Origin of the sequence: Streptomyces adelaidensis, from assembly GCF_016598475.1 — a bacterium.
Lineage (GTDB): Bacteria > Actinomycetota > Actinomycetes > Streptomycetales > Streptomycetaceae > Streptomyces > Streptomyces adelaidensis.
The window spans coordinates 33701-56808 of sequence record NZ_JAEMUX010000050.1; the positions used below are offsets into that span (position 1 = coordinate 33701).

19 protein-coding genes and 3 pseudogenes are annotated in these 23108 nt (G+C 69.4%); 9 read left to right on the plus strand and 13 right to left on the minus strand.

The genetic code is table 11. From position 1 onward, the window contains the following. Positions 1 to 191 precede the first annotated feature (191 nt). The 3 genes from I8N67_RS26040 (at position 192) to I8N67_RS26050 (ending at position 1972) form a co-directional block, all read left to right on the plus strand. Positions 192 to 671, plus strand: a complete 480-nt coding sequence (locus tag I8N67_RS26040) for an ATP-binding protein (protein WP_234046299.1) — start codon at positions 192 to 194, stop codon at positions 669 to 671. Continuing rightward, a complete protein-coding gene (locus I8N67_RS26045) occupies positions 659 to 949 on the plus strand; it encodes a hypothetical protein (RefSeq protein ID WP_200306145.1) in 291 nt (96 codons plus the stop codon). The genes I8N67_RS26040 and I8N67_RS26045 overlap by 13 nt, the downstream gene beginning before the upstream one ends. A 288-nt stretch (positions 950 to 1237) precedes the next feature. After that, a complete protein-coding gene (locus I8N67_RS26050; RefSeq protein ID WP_200306146.1) occupies positions 1238 to 1972 on the plus strand; it encodes a dienelactone hydrolase family protein in 735 nt (244 codons plus the stop codon). 135 nt (positions 1973 to 2107) lie between these two features. Here I8N67_RS26050 and I8N67_RS26055 read toward each other — a convergent pair whose 3' ends face one another. From I8N67_RS26055 to I8N67_RS26070, 4 genes are all read right to left on the minus strand, one after another. Then, the gene (locus I8N67_RS26055; protein WP_200306148.1) at positions 2108 to 2548 is read right to left on the minus strand and encodes a hypothetical protein; all 441 of its coding nucleotides are present in this window, start codon (positions 2546 to 2548) and stop codon (positions 2108 to 2110) included. Continuing rightward, positions 2545 to 4689, minus strand: a complete 2145-nt coding sequence (locus tag I8N67_RS26060; RefSeq protein ID WP_200306150.1) for an integrase — start codon at positions 4687 to 4689, stop codon at positions 2545 to 2547. Before I8N67_RS26060 ends, I8N67_RS26055 begins: the two co-directional genes overlap by 4 nt. Further along, a complete protein-coding gene (locus I8N67_RS26065; protein ID WP_200306152.1) occupies positions 4674 to 6431 on the minus strand; it encodes a hypothetical protein in 1758 nt (585 codons plus the stop codon). The genes I8N67_RS26060 and I8N67_RS26065 overlap by 16 nt, the downstream gene beginning before the upstream one ends. An 80-nt stretch (positions 6432 to 6511) precedes the next feature. After that, the gene (locus tag I8N67_RS26070) at positions 6512 to 8143 is read right to left on the minus strand and encodes a site-specific integrase (RefSeq protein WP_234046300.1); all 1632 of its coding nucleotides are present in this window, start codon (positions 8141 to 8143) and stop codon (positions 6512 to 6514) included. Positions 8144 to 8202: 59 nt separating this feature from the next. Between I8N67_RS26070 and I8N67_RS26075 the strand changes: the two genes are divergently transcribed. From I8N67_RS26075 to I8N67_RS26085, 3 genes are all read left to right on the plus strand, one after another. After that, on the plus strand, positions 8203 to 9036 hold the full coding sequence (locus I8N67_RS26075) for a radical SAM protein (protein ID WP_200306154.1): 834 nt from the start codon (positions 8203 to 8205) through the stop codon (positions 9034 to 9036). After that, on the plus strand, positions 9033 to 9179 hold the full coding sequence (locus I8N67_RS26080) for a hypothetical protein (RefSeq protein WP_200306156.1): 147 nt from the start codon (positions 9033 to 9035) through the stop codon (positions 9177 to 9179). The genes I8N67_RS26075 and I8N67_RS26080 overlap by 4 nt, the downstream gene beginning before the upstream one ends. A 76-nt stretch (positions 9180 to 9255) precedes the next feature. Then, positions 9256 to 10068: a protein kinase family protein gene (locus tag I8N67_RS26085; RefSeq protein ID WP_200306158.1), complete on the plus strand. Its 813-nt coding sequence runs from the start codon at positions 9256 to 9258 to the stop codon at positions 10066 to 10068. A gap of 76 nt (positions 10069 to 10144) precedes the next feature. On the opposite strand, the gene I8N67_RS26090 is transcribed toward I8N67_RS26085, so the two are convergent. From I8N67_RS26090 to I8N67_RS26115, 6 genes are all read right to left on the minus strand, one after another. Then, entirely contained in the window at positions 10145 to 11890 is a 1746-nt protein-coding gene (locus I8N67_RS26090) for a hypothetical protein (RefSeq protein WP_200306160.1), read from the minus strand. Positions 11891 to 11951: 61 nt separating this feature from the next. Continuing rightward, positions 11952 to 12386 carry a DUF5958 family protein gene (locus I8N67_RS26095; protein WP_200306161.1) on the minus strand — a complete coding sequence of 145 codons (435 nt, stop codon included), beginning with the start codon at positions 12384 to 12386 and terminating at the stop codon, positions 11952 to 11954. A gap of 75 nt (positions 12387 to 12461) precedes the next feature. Next, positions 12462 to 13622 carry an acyl-CoA dehydrogenase family protein gene (locus I8N67_RS26100; protein WP_200306163.1) on the minus strand — a complete coding sequence of 387 codons (1161 nt, stop codon included), beginning with the start codon at positions 13620 to 13622 and terminating at the stop codon, positions 12462 to 12464. 4 nt (positions 13623 to 13626) lie between these two features. Next, positions 13627 to 14586, minus strand: a complete 960-nt coding sequence (locus tag I8N67_RS26105) for a hydroxymethylglutaryl-CoA lyase (RefSeq protein ID WP_200306165.1) — start codon at positions 14584 to 14586, stop codon at positions 13627 to 13629. Next, on the minus strand, positions 14583 to 16685 hold the full coding sequence (locus I8N67_RS26110) for an acetyl/propionyl/methylcrotonyl-CoA carboxylase subunit alpha (protein ID WP_200306194.1): 2103 nt from the start codon (positions 16683 to 16685) through the stop codon (positions 14583 to 14585). The genes I8N67_RS26105 and I8N67_RS26110 overlap by 4 nt, the downstream gene beginning before the upstream one ends. 20 nt (positions 16686 to 16705) lie before the next feature. Next, the gene (locus I8N67_RS26115) at positions 16706 to 18322 is read right to left on the minus strand and encodes a carboxyl transferase domain-containing protein (protein ID WP_200306167.1); all 1617 of its coding nucleotides are present in this window, start codon (positions 18320 to 18322) and stop codon (positions 16706 to 16708) included. 106 nt (positions 18323 to 18428) lie between these two features. Between I8N67_RS26115 and I8N67_RS26120 the strand changes: the two genes are divergently transcribed. Next, the gene (locus tag I8N67_RS26120; RefSeq protein ID WP_200306169.1) at positions 18429 to 19139 is read left to right on the plus strand and encodes a TetR/AcrR family transcriptional regulator; all 711 of its coding nucleotides are present in this window, start codon (positions 18429 to 18431) and stop codon (positions 19137 to 19139) included. Positions 19140 to 19228: 89 nt separating this feature from the next. Here I8N67_RS26120 and I8N67_RS42900 read toward each other — a convergent pair. Continuing rightward, positions 19229 to 19457 (minus strand): annotated as a pseudogene (locus I8N67_RS42900) (flavoprotein); the annotation flags it as partial. 296 nt (positions 19458 to 19753) lie between these two features. Between I8N67_RS42900 and I8N67_RS26130 the strand changes: the two are divergent. Beyond that, positions 19754 to 20911 (plus strand): acyl-CoA dehydrogenase family protein, encoded by a 1158-nt coding sequence (locus I8N67_RS26130; protein WP_200306172.1) that lies wholly within the window; start codon positions 19754 to 19756, stop codon positions 20909 to 20911. Between the two features lie 35 nt (positions 20912 to 20946). Beyond that, positions 20947 to 21452 (plus strand): annotated as a pseudogene (locus I8N67_RS26135) (acyl-CoA thioesterase); the annotation flags it as partial. 206 nt (positions 21453 to 21658) lie between these two features. Here I8N67_RS26135 and I8N67_RS26140 read toward each other — a convergent pair. Together I8N67_RS26140 and I8N67_RS26145 are read right to left on the minus strand one after the other, a co-directional pair. Next, entirely contained in the window at positions 21659 to 22447 is a 789-nt protein-coding gene (locus I8N67_RS26140; RefSeq protein WP_200306174.1) for a phosphatase, read from the minus strand. A gap of 140 nt (positions 22448 to 22587) precedes the next feature. Beyond that, positions 22588 to 23093, minus strand: a pseudogene (locus tag I8N67_RS26145) (helix-turn-helix domain-containing protein); the annotation flags it as partial. Positions 23094 to 23108: the final 15 nt, after the last annotated feature.

Here is a 23108-nt window from a genome sequence, read left to right on the forward strand (position 1 = left end):
CGGCTTCTCCCGAGTCGTTGACTGGTCATCAGCCGCCGGGCGCAAACCGCGAGCTCCCCAGTCCGTGCGGCACGGAGAGAGGCCCGCCCGTGTCCCCGCACGGGCGGGCCGTCCCACCCCGGAGGGATGACCGCATGACCAGGACCGCCGTACGCCCCATCTCAGTGGGCCCGCCGGGCTACACAAAGACCATGCGGTGCGAGCCAGAGGCGGCACGTACGGCTCGGCTCCTGGTGATGGCGTCGCTGAACACGTGGGGCCTGAACGCGTTGACTGACGTGGGCACGCTGATCATCGCCGAGCTGTTCTCCAACGCCGTACGGCACACGTCTTGCCGACTCGTACGGGTCTCTGTCCAGCGCATCGCCGACGACCGTGTACGGATCTCCGTCACCGACAAGAACCGTGGCCTGCCAGAACTGGGTGGGGGTGACCGCGACCAGGAAGGCGGCCGGGGGCTGCTGCTGATCGACGCCCTGGCCGACCGCTGGGGCTACGACCTCCTCGGGCCCATCGCCCGCCCCGCAGGGAAACGCTGCTGGGCCGAACTGCTCGTCGCGAAGGCGGACGAGGCCTGCGGCACCGGGCGGATTCGGCGCCTGGGGGCGATGCCTCCCGACCAGCCCTCAGAGCCATCAGATTACGGAAGGAGTACGACATGCACGCACTGATCGCCAGCCCGCAGCAACGGACGTATCTCGTCGCTCGGCCCGGTGTACGGCGCGGAATTCAGCTCCCGGCCGCCCAGTACGAGGAACTCGCCTCGGCGGGGGCAGCCGACGCGCTGATCCCCGAATGGCTGGTCAAAGCAGCCCGTGAGGCCTGGGAGCTGGACTTGGCGGGGCGTCCGATGCGCGGAAACATCATCGTGCGCCCGCGTACGCGGCTGAACTACTCCCGGACGACCTGGGAGTTGAACAAGGGTTGCAACTTCAGCTGCATTCATTAGGCAAGTGCGTTGTCGGAATCAAGGTTGTCGGACAGTTCCGGAATCTCGAAGCGAGCCCGGGATCTTCTGGTGTACTGGCGGCGGCTCTTGTTCGGTGGGCTACGCTGCGCGGCATGACTACCGGGACGGCATTGCGCCACACACGGATTGGTGACCCGGTGCTCTTCTGAGCGCCGTGCGGGCCGGTGAGGGCCCGCTGTTCGATCGAGGATCGCGCGCTGCTGCGCGGGCTCCGCCTCCGTCGTGTTGATCACAGGTTCGACACATCAACCACGACAGGGAGAATTCATGCCCACCAAGACGCTGCACATTCCCACCGCGGACGGCCAGGCCGACGCTTTCGCCGCCTTTCCCGACGGTGGTGAGCGGCACCCAGGGGTGCTGATGTACGCCGACGGCTTCGGCATCCGGCCCGTGCTGCGGGAGATGGCACGCGAACTGGCCGGGCACGGGTACTACGTGCTCGTCCCCAACCTCTTCTACCGGCACGGCCCTGCACCGGTGATCGAACTTCCCGAGCACATCGGAGAAGCGGTCCGGCCCGCGGTCTTCGCCCAGCTGATGCCCTTGATCGAGGCGCACACCGCCGAACGTGTCCTGAGCGACGCCGACGCCTACCTCAGGTTCCTCACCGCCCAGCCCGAGGTCGGCGCCGGACCGGTCGCGGTGACCGGCTACTGCATAGGCGGCCTCCTGGCGATGCGCACCGCCGCGGCCTACCCCGGCCGGGTGGCCGCCCTCGCCGCATTCCACGGCCCCGTTGGCGCCGACGGGCCCGACAGCCTGGCCAGGCTCACCGCCGAGGTCCACTTCGGCCATGCCGAGAGCGACTTGACGCCCGCGGCCCTCGGCGAGCTCAACCAGGCCCTGGACGCCGCGGGGGTCCGCTACACCTCCGAGATCTACCCCGGCACCGTCCACGGCTTCACCATGTCCGACACCGATGCCTTCAACCCCGCCGCACTGCGGCTTCACTGGGACCGCCTGCTGCCCCTCCTCGACCGCACCCTGGCCAACCGCTGAGGCTCCGGCTGGAGTCCAAGGGGTTTTCGAAGTCGGCGTGAGAGTGGGCTGAGTCCCCCCTCACCGCTCTGATCTCGACTCAGCGGCAGTCGCCGCTGCACCTACCGAGGAAAGGGCCAGGGGGCGGCGGGCTGATCAGCGCTGCCAGGATGGGGAGTTGGTGCGGCTGCCAGGCAGTCGCACCACGTCCGCGTTCTGGGTGAGTTCCTCCTTCGCCTGTTCCAACTCCAGACACAGTTCGACGGCTACCCTGGTCAGGGTTTTGTTCCGCTCTCGCTCGGCGGCCAGGTCGGCTTTGAGGGCGGCGTTCTCCTCCTTGAGCGCCCGGTTCTGCTCGGCGATCTTCTCGGCGGCAGCGGGGACCGTGTGCTGGGCTTTGGCGCGGGCCTGGAACTCCTCGACCAACTCTTTGTGGTCGCCGTAGACGACGTCGCGTCGCAGACCGGACTCGGTGATCAGCTCGGTGCCGGTGAGCTTGCCGCTGGTGGACCGCAAGGGGGTGCCCGCGAGCAGGCGGTCTGCGGCGGCGCGGACGGCCGTGCGTTCGGCGTCGTGGTCACGGGGCTGACGGGTCATGAGGTGCTCTCCTCGGCGGACTCGGCGGCGGGGGTGACAGCGTCGTGGCGGTCCAGGACCTTCCGCATTTGGGCGGCCTGGGCGGCAGCGCGGTCACGTAGGGGACGGGGAGCCAGCAGGTCAGCAGCGCCCGTCTCCAGCACGACCAGCTGCTCACGGAGTTGGGCGATGTCGCGGTCGGTGTAGGCGAGGTTCTGGCAGGACGACTGGCACTCGGCCTCGTCGGGGGCATCGTTGGCGGGCAGTCCTTGGGCGAGTCTGGTGTTGCGGCAGGCGGCTGTCTCGGCTCGCCATACGCACGTCATCCCTTCCCCGTGGTGGATGCTGGGGTCCACCTGCGCCAGGAACCTCTCGATGTTGCGGGTCCGGCTGATGGCCCGGCCGACGAACTGACGAGTACGGGTGACGCGGCTCTTGTACTCCGACGCGGACGGGCCGCTGATGCGCTCTCCTTCTCCGAGGAGCCGCCAGTCCTCCTCGCTCTGCTCGACCAGCAGCTCCAGCCGTTCGACGGCGAGATCTTCCATCCAGGAAGTGTTTGACGCTCCCGCATAGCTCAGCGTGACTTTTGTAGCTACATGTCCGTATTGCAGGGCGGCGGCCACCAGCCCGCGAGGGCGGCGCACGATGAAGTACGCCAAGGTGCGCCGGAATCGCGAGGGGTGCACCCGCCGGGTGGGGTCCGGCGGGATGGGCGGTTGCCCGTCAGGCTGCACGAAGATGCTGTTGATCCAGGTGGTGAACTCGTTGAGGTCGCGCGTCACCGCAGCACCGGCTCGCGCGTGATCCTCGGCCGGTCGGCTGGTCTGGGCGCTCACGAAGCTGGAGGGGAAGAGGAATGGGGAGGCGCTGAGAGCTTCCAGCATGGAGATGGCGTCGTGGACGGGTTGGACCACGACCCAGGAGCGTCCCCACATGTCATCCTCCGCCTCCGCGATGCGTGGCTGACGCCCGGCTCCCTTGCCTCGCCGGCCGTCGATCAGCAGTTGCCCGGTGGCTTCGTCGCGTCGGCTGCAGCCACGCTGCAGATTGAGCGCCTCCCCAGGTCGCATTCCGGACAGATAGGAGATGATCACGAAGCAGGCCGCGGTCAGGTAGCGGATCAGGAGTGGGAGTTCCCGCAAGGTGATCGGCTTGTCCCGCCAGGGGACACCGTCGATCCGGCCGGTCACCGTCCCCAGGTCGACGTCTTCTGCGACCGGCAGCCCGCTGTTGCGTACGAGTTTCCGCGAGCCCGGTGCGGTCACTCCTCCGGCGCCCACCAAGCGGCCGAGATGCCTCCAGTTCACGTCGTGCCTGCCAGAGGCCCGGTATCCGGGCAGGGTGCGGCCTTCGCGCACCGCTCGCTCCATGAAGAGCTTCAGTGCCGCAGCTGGTCGCAGGCCCAGGTAGGGCGCCTGGTCCGGATGCGTACCGTCCTCGAGCATCTGGAACTCGCGGTGCGCGGTGAGGATGTCCGGGCCGATGTCCTCCAGCATGTGCAGGCTCCAGGCCAGCAGTGCCTCCATGGTCGCCGCGTCGATGCGGGGTGTCTTGTTCTCCCGTCCTTTGGCGGGCACCTTGGCCAGGCTCATTCCGCTGGCACCGTTCCACGGGTCGGCGGTGGCCATCTGGCACTCGCGGGGCAGGTGGCGCCGGTACTCCCACAGGGTTCGTACGGCACGTAGCAGCGAGCCCTTCCGTTCCTTGCTGGTTGCCAGGGCCAGGACATGGGAGCGGTAGTGGTCGAGGTGTATGTCGCTCAGGTCGCTGATCTGTGCGATCTTCTGCTGGTCCATCCACGTGGCGAGGATGCGCAGCTCGCCGAGCTTGCCCGACAAGGTGTCGACGCTCATGAGGTCGCCGTCGCTGCCCATCGTCGTGGTGACGGGCAGCGGATGTTCCAAGGCCGCGAGCGCGAAGGTCTTGAAGGGCAGCACCAAGGGTGCGGGCCAGCGGGACCAGTGGACACTGTTCACCACCTGGTGGGCATCGGGATGGCCTGGCCGCAGGTGCCAGACGGCGTCGCCGAAGCGCGAGAGCCGATCGGCCGGGGTACCGGCACGGACCGGGCGTCCACGCAGGATCACTGTGTCGTCCGGCGGCCATGGACGAGCGGGCTCCTCCGCGAATGCGGCGGCCAGCGTCAGCGCAGATCCCATCGCCCCTCCAACAGGTTGCGGACCAGTTGCCGCTGGTCATCGGTGATGTTGTCCTTGGCGAGTTCCTGCTCGGTGGGATCGAAGGCGCCGGTGATTTCTTCGAGCTGTTGCACCCTGGGCTCGTAGCGGGCGCCCCAGAGGGCCGGGTCCAGGTGTGGTCGTAAAGCGTGCATTTCCTCGATCGCGGCGATCTGTACTGGGAGTTGATGGGGCAGGGCTCGGGCGTTCTCGCAATCCAGGCAGGCGAGGAAGGACGCCGTGCACGGCTGCCCGGCGTCGGTGTGCGGGCTGGCGGTGTGATCGACGCAGGAGGCCAACGCTGTGTCCTGGTCGCCCGCGAGCAGGAGCTTCAGGTGTTGGGGATCCATTCCGGCGGCCTCGGCTGCGGCGGAGAGGTCTTCTCCGGCCAGACGTACGAAATCCGGGGTGAACACGGGGATCGTCTGTTGCTGACGGGCCTTGTCCACCTCCTTCTGCAGCGCGGTCGCCACGATCTGCTGGCTCTCGGCCCGCACGGACTTGCTCGGCATGAGGTAGATCTCCCGCATGGTGCGGGTGCTCTGAGCGACTGGCCTGCGACGACGCTCGATCACCGTCCTGCGTAGTCGTCGCACCGAAACGGCCGGCCGTCCGCCAGCGACAGCGGACTCAGCGATGGGGAATCCGTGCTCGCTGGCCCAGCGCGCCACGTGATGGGCCCGCACAGCGCTCGGCCACTGCGTGCCGCCAGCGCGCGGATTGAGGATGTGGCCGGCGAAGACGGTGGTCACAGCGCCGAGGCGGCGTGCGGTCTCGCTGAGTTCCAGCAGCAGGAGGTAGACCCGCAACGGCGAGCGGAACAGGCGGTGCTCGTCATCCGCCCCGGTCAGTACATCTTCCAGGGGCACAACCATGTGCTCGCGCTCCGGCCCGCGGCGAGGCTTGACGGACTCCAGCAGAGCCAGTCCCTCGTCAGTGAGTCCGCCGTCCGGCCGGAAGTGAGCGACGGGCCAGGAGGCCACCGTGCCGAAGTTCTGCCCGGTCAGCGCCACCAGGAGCAGCGCGAACGCGGTCATCTCGTCGAGAGACAGACAGAGCAGAGAGGTCACGTAGAGAGCGCCACCCGCCTCGCTGACGGCGGCCGTCTGGCTTCCGCCGGGGTAACGGGGCAAGCTGCCGGTCCGGTCGAAGATGTCGATCAGCTGCCCGAGTTTCTCCTCGTCGCTGCCCTCCGCCAGCTGTCCGTCCCGGAACCGGGCGAGGACAGCTCTGCCGAACCGGATGCGGTCCCGCGCGACGCGCACATCCCGACGGACGGCCGTCAGGATCTCCTGCCATTCGCTGTCGGTGTACTCCAGCTCGCCAGGCTCCTGGGCCGTCTTGCGAACCCGGATGGCGGCGAGACCGGCCCGTGCCGACTCGCTCAGGGCCGTGTCGGCTCGCAGCAGTCTGCGCAGGGCCGCGACGTAGTTGCCCATCGACTTCAGATGCTCGTACCGGGCCCGGAAGGCCGTGAAGTGGTCGGCTGTGACATCACGCGGATGCGTGACAGGGCCGGGGCTCTCGGCGAGGACCCGAGCAAAGGACCGGGCAACGAAGTACAGGTTCTGCATCGTGCCCATGCGTTTGACGGTGGACCGGGTCGAGACCTCCCCGGCGACGCAGCCCGCCAACCAGCGCTGGATGTCCTCGGAGACCGGCAGCTCGGAAAAGTCGAAGAGCTGGCTGCGACCGCTGGACTCCTCGACGAACAGCACGCTCACCCCGTTCGGTTGGAGCCGTTCGGTCGGCGCCCATGCCGCAGTCGGCTGGGCGGCGCGGCGACCGCCCCGTGAACGGCGGCTCACCGGCCCGCCCCCGGCTCGCCGGTTTCTTCCCGCCCTGTCGCAGGGACCACACCGGTCAGGGTCCGGCCACCGTCGCGGGTCACCGCACGTAGCAGCGCGTCCACCCCGGCGGTCTCCTCCTCGTCCAGCAGCGCCATCAGATAGTCGACCTCAAGGGCGCTGAACGGCTCGAGATAGATGTTCCGGGTCGTCTCCGGATGCTTGTGCCCCATCAAAGTGGCCAGCTGATACCAGATGTCGCCCAACTGTTCGCGCAGGTCCCGGACTTCCTCCTCGGTGAATCCGTCCACCCGGCGCTGCCAGACCGCCGACAGGATGGAGAACCACTTGAGACAGAAGCTGTGCCGCAGCATGTGCGGCCTCGCCCACAACGGGCACTCCGCCTTTCGCCGTTCCCGCGCCTCCCCCTCCAGACCGGGACCGGCAGTCCGCACCCATGCCTCGGCAATCCGCTCGTTCGCAGCCTGGAAGGAGTCCTCCCAGCCGTGCGGCTTCTTCGGCAGGCCGCTGGGTGCCAGCCACAGCCACAACGGTTCCAGACCGTGTGACGTACGACGGAACAGCAACCGCCGTTCGTCCGGCCCCAGTACATCCACCGAGATCGGAACCGGCCCGCTCCCGCCCTCCACGATCAATGTCCGGTTCCGGGCGTTATAGCCGGTGACGATGCGGATGGCGTGCAGCGCGTCGTAGCGCCCGGCACGCTGAGCTCGCCGTACGGCCTCCATGCGGGACCCTTCCAGCGGGTCCGTGTACGCGGCGACCGCCGACAGCACACTGCGCGGCACCCGATAGACGCGCCCCTCTTCACCTCGCTTGATGCAGGCCGCAGACAACCACGCGGAGGAGAAACGGGCGTTCCCGACCGCCGGCAGTTCGACATCGAGCACGCTCGCCCACTCCGTCAGCCGCAGCCCCGTCCCGTACAGGCCGTCAACAAAGGCCGCGTCGCGGTCCTCATTCGGACCCCGCCAGCCCCGACGGCGCGAGCCCTCGAAGGTGTAGCCGCACAGCCCGATGTTCCGCCACTGCTCAAAAGCTGTTCGCAGCATCCACTTCACCTGCCGCCGCGACGAGCCGGCAGGCCGCAGCGGATCCCGGGAACCGCCCGCATACCCCTCCAACTCCCCAGAGAGCGACAGCCGCCGACCGAGGCGAACACCCGCGCTGGCCACCGGGTTCGCGACCCCGTACCGGTGCCCGGCCCAGACGTAGAAGGTGTTCAGCGCCGCCCGGTCGGTATCGAAGCTGGTCGGCAGAACCCGTTCGTCATTACGGAGGTCCGTCAGCCGCCACTCCTTGAATGCCTCGACATCACGCGGCGTCGCGTCCTGCCACCGGCGCCCGAAGACCCGGAGGAACTCCAGCCACACCACCAGCGCGTACGCGTACCGTCGCCACGTCGACGGCCGGGCGTCCGCCATGGCCCCCGTACGGAAGAAGAGGTTGACCTTCGGGTCGGGCCGGCCCTCTGGGCCGAGGATCACGGGAGTGCCATGCCGAGCTCCGTTGGCCGCGGCACGGGCGTGTAGGTCTCCAAAGCCGGAGAGTTGGTCAGTATCGGGTGCAGGCTGAGCGACGGTGAAGTCGTAGAAGTCCACCGTCCAGCCGTCCAAGGCAGTAGGCATGAAGTCCCCCTCCAAAGAAGCCTAACCGACAACTCTGGACAGCCTAGAGAAACTGCCGGATGTGCTACCTCGCGCTGCGGAAGTTCGAGGGCCTGCCTCGGCCGGAGAAGAAGCGGCTGATCGACATGCTGTGTGAGGCCGGTGTCCTATGGCTCCAATTCACCGGCGGAGAACCGACGATCGACCGTGATTTCCTCAGCGCCTACACCTACGCCTACGAGCGCGGGATGTTGCTGGAGATCCTGACCAACGGCAGCCGTCTGCACCGTGAGGACGTACTCGACACGCTCACTCGGCTGCCCCCGCACAAGTTGACCGTGTCCCTGTACGGGGCGAGCGAGGAGGCGGCGGACTCCCTGACCCGTACGAGGGGTTCGTTCCGGCGCGTGATGAAGGGGCTCGATGCCGTACGGGCAGTGAAGATCCCCATCGAGGTCACGATCATCATCACCACGCACAACGAGCACGAGGTCGATGCCATGCGCAACCTCGCGCACAAGTACACGGATCGGGTCAACGAGTTCGGGTCGATCTCCCCCACCTACGACGGACAGCCCGACCCGCTCGCTGCCCAGTCCACGCGTTTCCTCGGCGGAGATACCGTCTTCCAAGGCTGCCCGGCCGGCCACACGTTCTTCCACGTCGATCCGTTCGGCCTCGCGACGATGTGCAAGGTCGGCCGCGAGAACCCCGTCAACCTCATGGAAGCCGGCGTCGCCGGGCTGCTCGGGCTGCCCGCGATTTCCGACGCTCAGATGCTTCGCACTGGTGGCTGCTCGGGCTGCAAGCTCTCCGGCACATGCCGGGTTTGCCGCCCGTTGGCGAAGGCGTACCAGACCGCGAAGGCACCACTGGAGAATTACTGCCAACACGGAAAAGGAGTACCGGCATGAGCGCCGTCGCTGTCGAGATCACATCACCCTCCGCCAAGAGAGCCGAGCCCGTCGACCTGGTCGACTTGGTGGTCGTCGAGGACGTCGAGGAGCTGACCGTGGGCGCAGTCCCCGGCTGCAACGACGACAACCCGTACCGGTAAGACCCCACCATCCCTGGTGGCCCTGGGCAGCCGTCGCGCTGTGCGGGGCCACCCCCCTCTCTGGGAAGGTGTACCCATGCCGACCGAACGCATCGACTTCGCCGATCTGCCCGACGACGTCCAGAGCGCCGTACTCGAACGGACCGGCCCTCTCGTGAACGCCGAAACCATGTCGACGGGCTTCAATTCCTCCATCTCCGCCCGACTTACTACCGAGCGGGGCGACCTCTACGTCAAGGGTCTGCCCACGGATCACCCTCGCGTATGGACGCAGCAGAGGGAGGCGTCTGTCGGCCCATACGTGGGCGGAATTTCTCCGCGCGTCCGGTGGCATCTCCAGGCCGGTGGCTGGGATTTCGTCGCCTTCGACGCCCTTGACGGCCGCCACGCCGACTATGCACAAGGCTCGGGGGATCTCCCGCTCGTCGCCGCAGCCCTGGAACGGCTCTCCGAGTTGCGGGCTCCGGACGGTGTCGAGACGAAGCAGGCGGAACACCGGCTGCGTGATCACGCCACTGCCGCCGCCCTCGCGTACTTCACGGGAGACACCCTTTGCCACACCGACCCGAACCCAGCCAACGTCATGGTCGGCCAAGGGCAGGCGTGGGTCGTCGACTGGGCATGGGCCACCCGAGGCGCCCCCTGGCTCGACGCAGGGTACTGGGTAGTTTGGCTCATCGCCGAAGGTGGCCACACCCCCGAGAACGCCGAACAGTGGGCCTCTCGCATCCCCGCGTTCCGTGCGGCTCCCGAGGCCGGGCTGAACGCGTTCGCCGCGGCCAACGAAAGTGTGTGGACCGAGATCGCAGAACAGTCCCCCGGCCCGTGGACCCACAGCGTGCACACTGCCGCCAAGATGTGGGCCTCGTACCGCGCGCGCATGACCTGAACCTGTACACCCGGGCACCCAGTTCCTCGGCAGCACACGGCACATGGGGTGTTTGCGCGTGCGGGAAAGAAAAGAATCAGAAAAACTCGGCCGGTTGAATACCCAAGGTAGACCGCGTGCCAGTACTGCCGCCCTCGATGGGGGCGTAGCGCCGCTGTTGCAGCTCATCGCGTTCAATGTCCGGGATCGTCATCGACTCGGCAAGCACGGCGGCGAGCGCGTCCACTTGAGTGTTGTCGATGTCAGCGTGGAAGAGCCACCGGATGTTCTCGTCGCGCGTGATGAGGTCGATCGCCAAGCGCGCGCTTCTGTCCTGTGCGGTCGCTGCTCGGACGTATCGCACCTGGTCGATCGGGATGTCCTGACGGATCTCGCCTTGCTCAAGAAATGTGTTCGTCTTGGCCGTGATGATGCGGCGATCAGTGACGGCGACCAGGGTGTTTGCCGCAGCCTTGTCCCTTGCTGCCGCCAACTTCTCCTTCGCTCCGCCGAGGATCGCAGAAATTGGTCCGAGGGCATCGAGCTGGTCGGGGAAGCCGACGACACGTAGGGTCTCACCGTCCTCGAGGAACCATCGCAGGATGCGAAGGTACGGCTCGAGATCCAGCGACTTGGGTGCGCAGACGACGTCCGGAGCCTCGAGCGGAGGGGCCGGCGGATGGAGAGCGTGGGCAAGAGGCTTGATCGCCTCCAGAAGACGGGCTGAGGTTTGGCGGGCTGCCTTTGAGTCCCTCCGCTTCCCCGGCAGTGGCAGTGTGTCGCGTCCGGGGAGTTCGGCGATGATTCGTAGCTCCCGCGTCAGCGAGGCGACGAGGCTAGTCGTCTCGGCGAGAGCGGAGTCCAACTCCGTGCGAGTGTCGCGCGCGATGACGTCGACGAGCCGTGCCTCGTCAGCATCTTCGCGTCCAGCGGCTCTCGCCTTCGCGGCGCGGAGCGCCTGATACCCGGTCCAGGCCTTGAGGGAGGACAGGAGGGCGTAGGTGTCGAAGACGATCGCCTCGGCGTTCGTCTGAAGATACTCACGGTGGCGACGAGTGTCGGGCCGATCGATCTGCCCGACGTGGCTACGGACGTTCAGCCGGTAGAGGTCAAGCTGCTTACGCAGCGACGCTTCACTACCCGCGACGCCGTCCCACAAGGAGGTGGGGACCGATTCGACCTCTCGCGCCTGGTCGACTGTGCGATCGACGGTGACGACGAGCCCCGTCAGTTCGGCCCACTGCTCGTTGCGGATGGTTGTGAGTACCTGGCTCGTCAGCGCGATGTTGGTCCTGACAAGGCCCGTGACCTCACTCAGCTGCATCTGAAGGGCGACCATGGCCAGCGCCGGCCCGAGCGCGGCCGCGGTCTGCGCCGCGCTCACCGCAGTCACGGGGATGAGGCGGGCCTGACCAGCGATGCGACCGGAGAGGAACACTGCTCCGAGGTTCGCGCCGTCCTTGACTGCGAGCGTTCCGCCAGCCCTCAGCAGGACCTGTGTCGCGTCGCTGAGCCTGTAGAGCCCCTGCGCGCTGGCGAATGCGTTTCCGAGGTTGCCGGCCGCGGTCGCCGTGTTTCCGATCGAGGCGAGGACTGTGGAGATCTGCTTGCGGTCGGCGGCCGACACGAGCCCAAAGTCGAGCAGATCGGGCTTGAGTTCCGCGGGGACCTCGCCGAAGACGACAGCGACCCCTGGGAGCACCTCCGCCAGGACCGTCGATGCCGTCGTCGAGTCGATGTTCGAGTCGGATGTCGGATCGTCCGCGGCAAGTGAGTCGGCGCTATTGCTCTGGCCGTTCTCCTCAGGCTCGGCGATCTCCATCGAGTCCGAAGGGTTCTGCATGCGATTTCCTCCCCGCGAGGGCGCGCAACGGCCAGACGTCGTCGGCGTTCCCTGCCGAACTCTACGGCTCGACGCCCTGCGGTTCAGCCCGAATCCACCGGGCTGATTCAGGTACTGGCTGGTGCCAGGCATGGGCGCACCCGGCGGCGCAGAACCGCACCCGTCGGCGCTCGTCGGCCACTCCAAGCAGGGCTACCAGCAGCCGAAATGCCTTCACGCGCTCGGTTTGCGGCAGATTGATGATCTTTGCCAGCTGCGCGGGCAGCTGCCCGCGCGTGATCAGGACCGCCGGAGTATGCGTCGGCCGGATGCCGGCCAGACGCACGCTCTCGGGGCCGTCCTCCACCGTCGCGCGGGCCTGGATACAGAACCCGCTCAGGTCCCGCAGGACCTCGAACTGCTCGTCGGAGGCAAGGCCCTCGAACCACTCGACCCCCCGCACGAGCGGACGCAGTCCCTGCGCGAGCTCGTTCAGCCTGACCGTGCGCTCGTCCATCCACCCACCCCGTGATTCAGCTCAGACCAGCACCTCTGCAGGCTATCGAAGCAGATCGCGAATATGACTGGAGTACTAATCGACCATGCCCAACTCCCGTGCGATCAGCATCCGCTGCACCTCGCTCGTGCCCTCGCCGATTTCCAGGATCTTGGAGTCGCGCCACATGCGGGCGACCGGGTACTCGTTCATGAAGCCGTAGCCGCCGTGGATCTGGGTGGCGTCGCGGGCGTTGTCGACGGCGACGGTGGAGGAGTAGAGCTTGGCGAGGGCCGCCTCCTTCTTGAAGGGGTCGCCGGAGACCAGGCGGGAGGCGGCGTCGCGCCAGGCGAGGCGGGACGTGTGGGCCTTCATCTCCATGTCGGCGATCTTGAACTGGATGGCCTGGTTGGCGCCGATGGGGCGGCCGAAGGCGTGACGTTCCTTCGCGTACTTCACGGACTCGTCCACACAGCCCTGCGCCAGACCCGTGGCGAGCGCCGAGATGGCGATGCGGCCCTCGTCGAGGATGCGCAGGAACTGGGCGTAGCCCCGGCCGAGTTCGCCCAGCAGGTTCTCCGCCGGGACCCGAACGTCGGAGAAGGACAGCTCGCGGGTGTCCGAGGCGTTCCAGCCGACCTTTGAATAGGGGGCCGCCACCGTGAAGCCCGGGGTGCCCGACGGGACGATGATCGAGGAGATGAGGGGGCGGCCGTCCGGCTTGCGGCCTGTCACCGCCGTGACCGTGACCAGGGCCGTGATGTCCGTCCCCGAGTTGGTGATGAAGCACTTGCTGCCGTTGATCACCCACTCGTTCGTCGACTCGTCCAGCCGGGCCGTCGTACGGGTCGCGCCCGCGTCCGAGCCGCCGTCGGGTTCCGTCAGCCCGAACGCGCCGAGGATCTCGCCGGAGCACAGGCGCGGCAGCCACTCCTCCTTCTGCGCCTCGGTGCCGAAGAGATGGATCGGCATCGCGCCCAGGGAGACCCCGGCTTCGAGGGTGATCGCCACGGACGAGTCGACCCTCGCCAGCTCCTCCAGCGCGATCCCGAGAGCGAGATAGTCGCCGCCCATGCCGCCGTGCTCCTCCGGGAACGGCAGACCGAACAGCCCCATGCGGCCCATCTCGCGCACGATCTCGTACGGGAACTCATGGCGCTCGTAGAGGTCGCCGATCTTCGGCGCGACGACCTCGTGGGCGAACTCCTCGACCGTACGGCGGAGTTGTTCCAGTTCGGGAGAGAGGTGGTGGTCCATGGGGTCACTCCTGGTGGGAGAGGGCTCGTACGGTGCGGGACGGGCTGGGTCGGCCCAGTTGTCGGGCCATCCACACGCTGGTGGCGGTGAGACGGCCGAGGTCGACGCCGGTGTCGATGCCGAGGCCCCGCAGCATCCACACGAGGTCTTCGGTGGCGAGGTTGCCGGTGGCGGACTTGGCGTAGGGGCAGCCGCCGAGGCCCCCGGCGGAGGCGTCCACCGTGGTGACGCCGTGCCGCAGCGCCGCGAGGGTGTTGGCGAGGGCCTGGCCGTAGGTGTCGTGGAAGTGGACGCCGAGGGCGGAGGTGGGGACGCCCGCCTCGTTCAGGGCGGTGAGCAGTGCCTGGACGTGGCCCGGGGTGGCGACGCCGATGGTGTCGCCGAGGCTCAGCTCGTCGCAGCCCAGGTCGAGGAGCGCCCGGCAGACCCTGACCACCTGGGGGATCGGGACGGGGCCCTCCCAGGGGTCGCCGAAGCACATGGAGAGGTAGCCGCGGACGTGCACCCCGTCGTCCTTGGCGCGGGTCACCACCGGGTCGAACATGGCCAGCGCCTCGTCGACCGTCCGGTTGAGGTTGGCCTTGGCGAAGGACTCCGTGGCGCTGGCGAAGACGGCGACGCGGCGGGCGCCGAGGGCGAGGGCGCGGTCGAGGCCGCGTTCGTTCGGGACGAGGACCGGGAGCGCGATCGCCGCCGGGAGATCGCCGAGAAGCGGGAACAGGTCTTCCGCGTCCGCCAGTTGGGGCACCCACTTGGGGTGTACGAAGCTCGTCGCCTCGATGGTGGTGAGGCCCGCCTCGGCCAGGCGGTGCACGAACTCCGCCTTCACCTCCGTGGGGACGGTCGTCTGCTCGTTCTGCAGTCCGTCCCGGGCGCCGACCTCGTGGATACGGATGTGGGTGGGGAGGCCGTCGGTGGAGGGTGCGGCCACGGTCATGGGGAGTCCGAGTCCCTGGACGGTCATTCCGTCGCCTCCTCGTCGTGCTCGTGCTCGTGCTCGTGCTCGTACGGGGCCACGACCGCCAGCACCTGGTCCATCGCGACCGTCGTACCCGGCGTGACGTCCAACTCGGTGACGGTGCCGGCGTGCGGCGCGGCGACGACGTGCTCCATCTTCATCGCCTCCACCACCAACAGGCTCTGCCCGGCGGCCACTTCGTCCCCCACGGCCACCTTCACGACGGTGACGGTGCCGGGCATGGGGGCGGTCAGCGAGTCGGCGCCCGCGTGGGCCGCGCCGGTGAGGGCGGCGGCGACGGGTTCGTGGTCGCGGACGTGCCAGGCGTCGCCGTCGCGGCCGAGCCAGGTGCCGTCCGGCAGCGCGGCGAACGTGTGGGTGAGGCCGTCGAGGTGGAGGGTGACGGTCGAGGGTTCCTCTCCCCCGAGCCCACCCCTTCCCGAAGCGGGGCGCAGGCCCCCGGACCCCCACGAGACCTCCGCGTCGCGGAGAGGTCCGCGTACGCGCACCTCGACGGGGTCGTGGCCGGGCACCCGCAGGTGGTGCACGGTCCAGGCGGGCTCCCCGCCGAGCCGCCATCCGCTGGGTACGGAGAACGGATCGGTCCAGCCGCCCGGCCCCCGGCTTCGGGAAGGGTCGGGGGCGCTGGGGTCGGGGTGCAGAGCCGCCTGCCGCAGCAGCGCACCCGCCACGTACACCTCCCTCGGCACCTCCCCCGGGACCAGCCCCTCGACCTCCCGCTCCACCAACCCCGTGTCCAACTCGCCCGCCAACACCGCCGGATGGCCGAGCAGCCGCCGCAGGAACCCGGCGTTCGTCTGCACGCCCAGCGTGACCGTCTCCGCGAGGGCGGCCCGGAGTCTCCTGATCGCCGTCGCGCGGTCGGGGCCGTACGCGATGACCTTGGACAGCATCGGGTCGTACAGCGACCCGACCTCCGTGCCCTCGCTGAGCCCGGAGTCGGTGCGTACGCAGTCGCCCTGCGGCTCGCGGAGGGCCAGCACCCGGCCGCCGGAGGGGAGGAAACCGCGCGCGGGGTCCTCGGCGCAGATCCGGGCCTCCACCGCGTGCCCCGTCAGCCGTACGTCCTCCTGGCCGAAGGACAGCCGCTCGCCCGCCGCCACCCGGAGCTGCCACTCCACCAGGTCGACGCCCGTGACCAGTTCGGTCACCGGGTGCTCGACCTGGAGGCGGGTGTTCATCTCCATGAAGTGGTACGAGGACACGGGGGGTTCGGGGGGTTTCCCCCCGACAGGCGCAGTGCCGCCGGGGACGATGAACTCGACCGTGCCCGCGCCCAAGTAGCCGCAGGAGCGGGCCGCCTGGACGGCTGCCTCGCCCATGGCCGCACGGGTCCGCTCGTCGAGGAGCACGCTGGGCGCCTCCTCGATGATCTTCTGGTGGCGGCGCTGGAGGGAGCACTCGCGCTCACCGAGGTGGACGATGTTGCCGTGGCCGTCGGCCAGGATCTGGATCTCGATGTGGCGGGGGCGGTCGATCCACCGCTCGACGAGGAGGGTGTCGTCGCCGAAGGAAGCGCGGGCCTCGCGCCGGGCGGCGGCGATCTCGTCGGCCAGCGTCGCCGGGTCCCGTACGAGCCGCATGCCCTTGCCGCCGCCGCCCGCGCTGGGCTTCAGCAGCACTGGCATGCCGATCTCCCGGGCACAGTCGGCGAGTTGGGCGTCGGTGAGGCCGCTGCCGGTCGACCCGGGCACCACCGGGACCCCGGCCGTCCGTACCGTCTCCTTGGCGCGGATCTTGTCGCCCATGAGGGAGATCGCCTCGGCCGGCGGGCCGATGAAGACCAGCCCGGCGTCGGCGCACGCCCGCGCGAACCCGGCGTTCTCGGCGAGGAAGCCGTACCCCGGGTGCACCGCCTGCGCGCCCGTGCGGGCCGCCGCTTCGAGGAGCCGCTCCGCCGACAGATAGCTCTCGGCGGCCGGCGCCGGGCCGATGCGTACCGCCGTGTCGGCCTCCCGTACGTGCCGGGCGTCGGCGTCCGCGTCGGAGAAGACCGCGACGGAGCGGACGCCCAGGGCGCGGAGCGTACGGATGACGCGGACCGCGATCTCGCCCCGGTTGGCGACCAGGACCGTGTCGAACATGGTCATTTTCAAAGCCCCCCTCACATCCGGAAGACGCCGAACCGGGGTTCACCCAGGGGCGCGTTGGCACAGGCGGTCAGGGCGAGGCCCAGGACCTGGCGGGTTTCGAGGGGGTCGACGACCCCGTCGTCCCACAGTCGGGCGGTCGCGTAATAGGCGTTGCCCTGGCGCTCGTACTGGGCGCGGATCGGGTCCTTGAAAGCCTCTTCCTCGCCGACGGGCCACTCCTCGCCCCGCCCCTCCAGCTGGTCCCGCTTGACCGTCGCCAGGACGGACGCGGCCTGTTCGCCGCCCATCACGGAGATCTTGGCGCCCGGCCACATCCACAGGAAGCGCGGTGAGTACGCCCGGCCGCACATCGAGTAGTTGCCCGCGCCGTACGAGCCGCCGATGACGACTGTCAGCTTGGGGACGCGGGTGCAGGCCACCGCCGTCACCATCTTGGCGCCGTGCTTGGCGATGCCACCGGCCTCGTAGTCCCGGCCGACCATGAAGCCGGAGATGTTCTGCAGGAAGACGAGGGGGATGCCGCGCTGGTCGCACAGCTCGATGAAGTGGGCGCCCTTCTGGGCCGACTCGGAGAAGAGGATGCCGTTGTTGGCGACGATCCCGACCGGGTGGCCGTGGATCCGGGCGAAGCCGGTGACGAGGGTCTGCCCGAACTCCGCCTTGAACTCGGCGAAACGCGAGCCGTCGACCACGCGCGCGATGACCTCCCGTACGTCGTACGGCGTGCGGGAGTCGACCGGCACGGCGCCGTAGAGCGTGTACGGGTCCACCTTGGGCTCTACGGCCGGCTCGACCGACCAGGGGAGCGGGCCTCGGGAGGGGAGGGTGGAGACGATGGTCCGCACGATGCGCAGGGCGTGGGCGTCGTCCTCGGCGAGGTGGTCGGTCACCCCGGAGATCCGGGAGTGGACCTCGCCGCCGCCCAGCTCCTCGGCGGTGACGACCTCGCCGGTGGCGGCCTTCACGAGCGGGGGGCCGCCGAGGAAGATCGTCCCTTGGTTGCGGACGATCACGGCCTCGTCGCTCATGGCCGGGACGTACGCGCCTCCCGCCGTGCACGAGCCGAGGACGGCCGCGATCTGCGGGATGCCGGCGCCGGACATCCGTGCCTGGTTGTAGAAGATGCGGCCGAAGTGCTCGCGGTCGGGGAAGACCTCGTCCTGCATGGGGAGGAAGGCACCGCCGGAGTCGACGAGATAGAGGCAGGGGAGGCGGTTCTCCAGCGCCACCTCCTGCGCCCGCAGATGCTTCTTCACCGTCATCGGGTAGTACGTGCCGCCCTTGACGGTGGCGTCATTGGCTACGACGACGCACTCCCGGCCGCTGACCCGGCCGATCCCGGCGATGACGCCCGCGGCCGCCGCCTGTCCGTCGTACATCCCGTCGGCGGCCAGCGGCGCCAGCTCCAGGAAGGGGGAGCCGGGGTCGAGGAGGGTGTCGACGCGGTCGCGCGGCAGCAGCTTGCCGCGTGCGGTGTGCCGGGCGCGCGCCTTCTCGCCGCCGCCGAGCCGGGCGGCGGCCAGCTTGGCCCGCAGCTCCTCGCCCAGCGCGCGGTGCGCGGCCTCGTTGGCACGGTAGGGCTCCGCCGCGGGGTCTGCCGCGGTCGTCAGCTCCGGTGCCTGGTCCATCGTGCGGTCCCCTCACCCAGTGGGTCACCTTGGTCACCTGTTAATGAGCGTTAACGCGTTTCGTTCAGGTTAACGAGCGCTAACCTCCCTGTCTAGAATCGACTTCATGGCCATGAGAACCGACGCGCCCACCCGCCGCGAGCAGATCCTCAGGGAAGCCGCCCGCCTCTTCGCCGAGCGCGGCTTCCACGGTGTCGGCGTCGACGAGATAGGGGCGGCGGTCGGCATCAGCGGGCCGGGCCTGTACCGGCATTTCGCGGGCAAGGACGCGATGCTCGCGGAGCTGTTGGTGGGGATCAGCGGGCAGTTGCTGACGGGAGCGAAACGGCGGGTGGCGGAGGCGGACGCGGACGCCTCCGGCCGGGGGGACGACGGGGGCGCCGCCGGTGGGTCCGGTGGGCAGTCCGGTCGGCGCGACGCCGGTGGGTCCGGTGGGCGGGGCGCCCGCGGGTCCGTTGGGCGGGCCGCCGAGGAGATCCTCGACTCGCTGATCGAGGGGCACATCGACTTCGCCCTCGACGACCGCCCGCTGATCACCTTGCACGACCGCGAGCTGGACCGCCTCCGGGACAGCGACCGCAAGCTCGTACGCCAGCTTCAGCGGCAGTACGTCGAGCTGTGGGTGGGGGTGCTGCGCGAGGTGTATCCGGGGGTGGCCGAGCCTGCGGCGCGGTCCGCCGTGCACTCGGTGTTCGGGTTGCTGAACTCGACGCCGCATCTGGGGCGGGCGGGGGGATTGCCCGGGCGGGCCGCCACGGCGGAGTTGCTGCATCGGATGGCGCGGGGGGCGTTCGGGGCGGCGGCCGCCGCCGAGTGACGGGCCTCGGTGGGGTGGGGGATCGTGCGAGCTTTCGGCGTACGGTTCCCCGCTGTTCCGGTGTCAGCGGCGGCGGCCTCGGCCCTGAACACGTCCATCTCGCGCAGTTGCGCCAGGCTTCGGCGGTAGGCGCGGTAGGTGGCCTGGGCCGAATTGAGGTACGGCAGTACGGACGGGGATCCGCGGGCCGGGTCGGACGCGGTTCTCCAGGTGAACGCCAGCCGAGCGGATGGGGCGGCCGGTCTGGGCCTCGACCGCCTCCGCGCCGTAGAGGAAGCCGAATCCTTGTGGAGTGGCGGCGACGCCCACGTCCCAGTGCGGCGCGGACACTCCCGGTCGGCGGCTGAAGTGGTGCGGCTCGGGCAGCGCCCGGCGGCGGTAGCGGGGCGGCAGGTCGCCGAGGGCTGGTCGCCGCCGGCGAGCCTGCCGGTCCGCAAGGGGTTCCGCGCGTCGGCCTTCGGCTGAGCCTGTCGGCCGAAAGCGTGACGAGCGTTACGGGGGTCTGCATCTGGACGGGTGTCGCTACCCGCCGGTATCTTTTGGTGAGCAAGCGCTTAGCCATGGTGGGCGGGGCGCTTGGCACATCCGAAGGTACTCAGGTGGAGGTGGCGGCGGTGCGCCGTACGGTGTTCAACGAGGATCACGAGGCGTTCCGGGAGACCCTGCGTGCCTTCATCGAGGCCGAGGTCGTCCCCGTCTACGACGAGTGGCTGGCCGCCGGCCAGGCGCCGCGCGACTTCTACTACAAGCTCGCCGAGCTGGGTGTCTTCGGCATCCGCGTCGACGAGGAGTACGGCGGCGCCGGCATCGACTCGTACAAGTTCGAGGCCATCCTGTACGAGGAGACCGCCCGCGCGGGCATCACCTTCGGCGGCTCGGGCGTGCACGTCCTGCTCGGCCTGCCGTACATCAAGCTGCTGGCCACCGACGAGCAGAAGAAGCGGTTCCTGCCGAAGTTCGTCTCCGGTGAGGAGATGTGGGCGATCGCGATGACCGAGCCGGGCACCGGCTCCGACCTCGCGGGCATGCGGACCACCGCGAAGCTCTCCGAGGACGGCACGCACTACGTCCTCAACGGCTCCAAGACCTTCATCACTGGCGGCGTCCACGCCGACCGCATGATCGTCTGCGCTCGCACCGACGCGCCCAGCGCCGAGGACCGCCGCCACGGCATCTCCCTGTTCGTCGTGGACACCAAGGCGGAGGGCTACTCCCTCGGCCGCAAGCTGGACAAGCTCGGGCTCAAGACCTCCGACACCGCCGAGCTGGCGTTCGTCGACGTCAAGGTCCCGGTCGAGGACCTCCTCGGCGAGGAGAACAAGGGCTTCCACTACCTCGGCCACAACCTCGCCTCCGAGCGCTGGGGCATCGCCTACGGCGCCTACGCGCAGTCCAAGGCGGCCGTCCGGTTCGCCAAGCAGTACGTGCAGGAGCGGGTCGTCTTCGGCCGGCCCGTCGCCGCCTTCCAGAACACCAAGTTCGAACTGGCCGCCTGCCAGGCCGAGGTCGACGCGGCCGAGGCCGTCGCCGACCGCGCCACGGAGGCCCTCGACGCCGGTGAGCTGACCCCGGCCGAGGCCGCCAGTGCCAAGCTGTTCTGCACCGAGGTCGCCCACCGCGTCATCGACCGCTGCCTCCAGCTGCACGGCGGCTACGGCTTCATGAACGAGTACCCGATCGCCCGCCTGTACGCGGACAACCGCGTCAACCGTATCTACGGCGGCACCAGCGAGATCATGAAGTCGATCATCGCCAAGGACATGGGTCTGTAAGGCCCCGGACATTACCGTCCAGTACAACTGACCTCATGAGTCAGGCACCACTTCAGGATCTCCTCGATCTGCTCGACCTGGAGCAGATCGAGGAGAACATCCTCCGCGGCCGGTCGCGGCCCGCCATCGTGCCGCGCGTCTTCGGCGGGCAGGTCGCGGCGCAGGTGCTCGTCGCCGCGGCCCGGCGGACCGGCTGCCGCACTCCCTCCACGCGTACTTCCCGCGCGTCGGCGACGCCGGCGCACCGATCGTCCACACCGTCGAGCGCATGAACGACGGCCGCTCCTTCACCGCGCGCCGCGTCGTCGCCGTCCAGCACGGGCAGCCGATCTTCGCCCTCTCCGCCTCCTTCCAGCGGTACGAGGACGGCCTCGACCACCAGGCCCCGATGCCGGCCGCGCACGACCCGGAGACCCTCCCCACCGCCGAACAGCGGCTCCCCGCGTACGGCCTCCCACCGGCCGTCGTGGAGAGGATGCTGGCGGCCCGGGCCGCCGTGGACCTCCGCTGCGTGGACGATCCGCCCTGCGGCCGCTACGGCAGGGCGTCGTACGCGTACCCCGGTGACGGCCGAAGCGGTGTTGCGGGGTTGTGCGACCGTGCGTCACCGCAGAGCGCGCGATCCGAGGCGCTCTGCCCGGCGACCAGGTCACAAAGGGCACGTGCGATGATCGCCCAACATTTGCCTGTCAAGTACACATGCGGACCAGTGATCCGCGCTACGGGCCGGAGGAGTGAGCCGCGGTTCTACGCCAGCTCCGCCTGCTCCAGCAGGTACGCCGTCATCGGGTCGTAGTAGCGCGGGCTGACCACGTGGTCGTCGAGCGGGACCACGGCCTGGAGGGTGCCCTCGGACTCGCCGAGGAAGAGGGCCGGGTCGTTGGAGTCCGCGTAGCCGACGGAGTCGACGCCGAGCTGGCCGGCGCAGCCCGCCCAGCCGTGGTCGGCGACGACCAGGTCGGGCAGCGGGCGGCCGGCGCCCTCAAGTCCCCGGAGGATGGCGCGCATCGGCTCGGGGGAGTGGGTGTGCCAGAGGGTGGCGCCGTGTTCGAGGACGGCCACGTCCGCGAACTGCATGACGTACCCCTCCTCCGTCTGGAGGCCGTCCGGGATGACCACGATCTCGCAGCCCGCCGCGCGCAGCGCCCGCGCCGTCTCGTGGTGCACCTGGAGGAGGCCGCCGGGGTGGCCGGTGGCGAACAGGACGCGCTGCCCGCCCCCCGCCGCCTTGCGCAGCCGGGCCGCCATGCGCTCCAGCGCGTCGACCGTCAGGTCCGGGTCGATGGTGTCCTGGCCGTAGCGGTAACCGGGGTCGTCGTTCACACCGGCGCGCTCCGCCATCACGGCCAGCACGTCCTGCTCGTCGCTCCAGCGGTCGTCGAGTTCCAGGCCCAGCCAGTAGTGGCGGTTGCCGTTGGCCAGTTCGCGGTAGTGGGAGAGGTTGTTCTCGCGCGGCGTGGCGACGTCGCCCGCGATACGCGTCCGTACGAGGTGCTCGACGAGCTCGGCGCGGCTGGGGGTCCCGGATATCGGCATGCCTCCATTGTGAGGCAGACAACTGTGGGAGTCGCGGGCGTATCCGCCGCTGCGACCTGCGTCACTTCCCGTCCGCGTCCCCGTTCACTTCCCCGTTCAACTCTCGGTTCGCTGCTCCGTCCGTCTTGACCGCCCGCGGCTCACCGCTCCCGCAGTGCGAACCACAACTCCATCCGTACGGTTGGGTCGTCGAGGTCCGAGTCCAGCAACGCCGCGCAGCGGCCCATGCGTTGGCGGACCGTGTTGCGGTGCAAGGTCAGCGCGACGGCCGTACGGTCCCAACCGCCGTGCAGAGGGTCGCCCGCGCCGGGGCCGGGTGGCCTGGACGTCGGCAGACGCCCACTCGTTCGGCCCTGCCGGTGCGCTGACCCCGCACGTCCAGCCCGGCCGGGCGGTGACCTCGCGGTCGGCGGGGACGAGGACCCGTACGACGCCGTCCCGGGCGTCGACCAGCGCCGAGCCAGGGCCGCCCCGAGCGTGGCGCCAGCGCGTCCGGCGGCGGGGCGTCCTTGGAGGGGCGGGCGTGTGCGACGGTCCACCGGGCGCCGGGAGCGCCGCCGAGCAGCGGTGCCACCTCCTCGGGGCGGGCGCCGAGCGGCAGTAGTACCGCGTACGTGAGCGTCTCCCTCGGCACCCCGGCCACCGACGCGGCCGTCCTCGC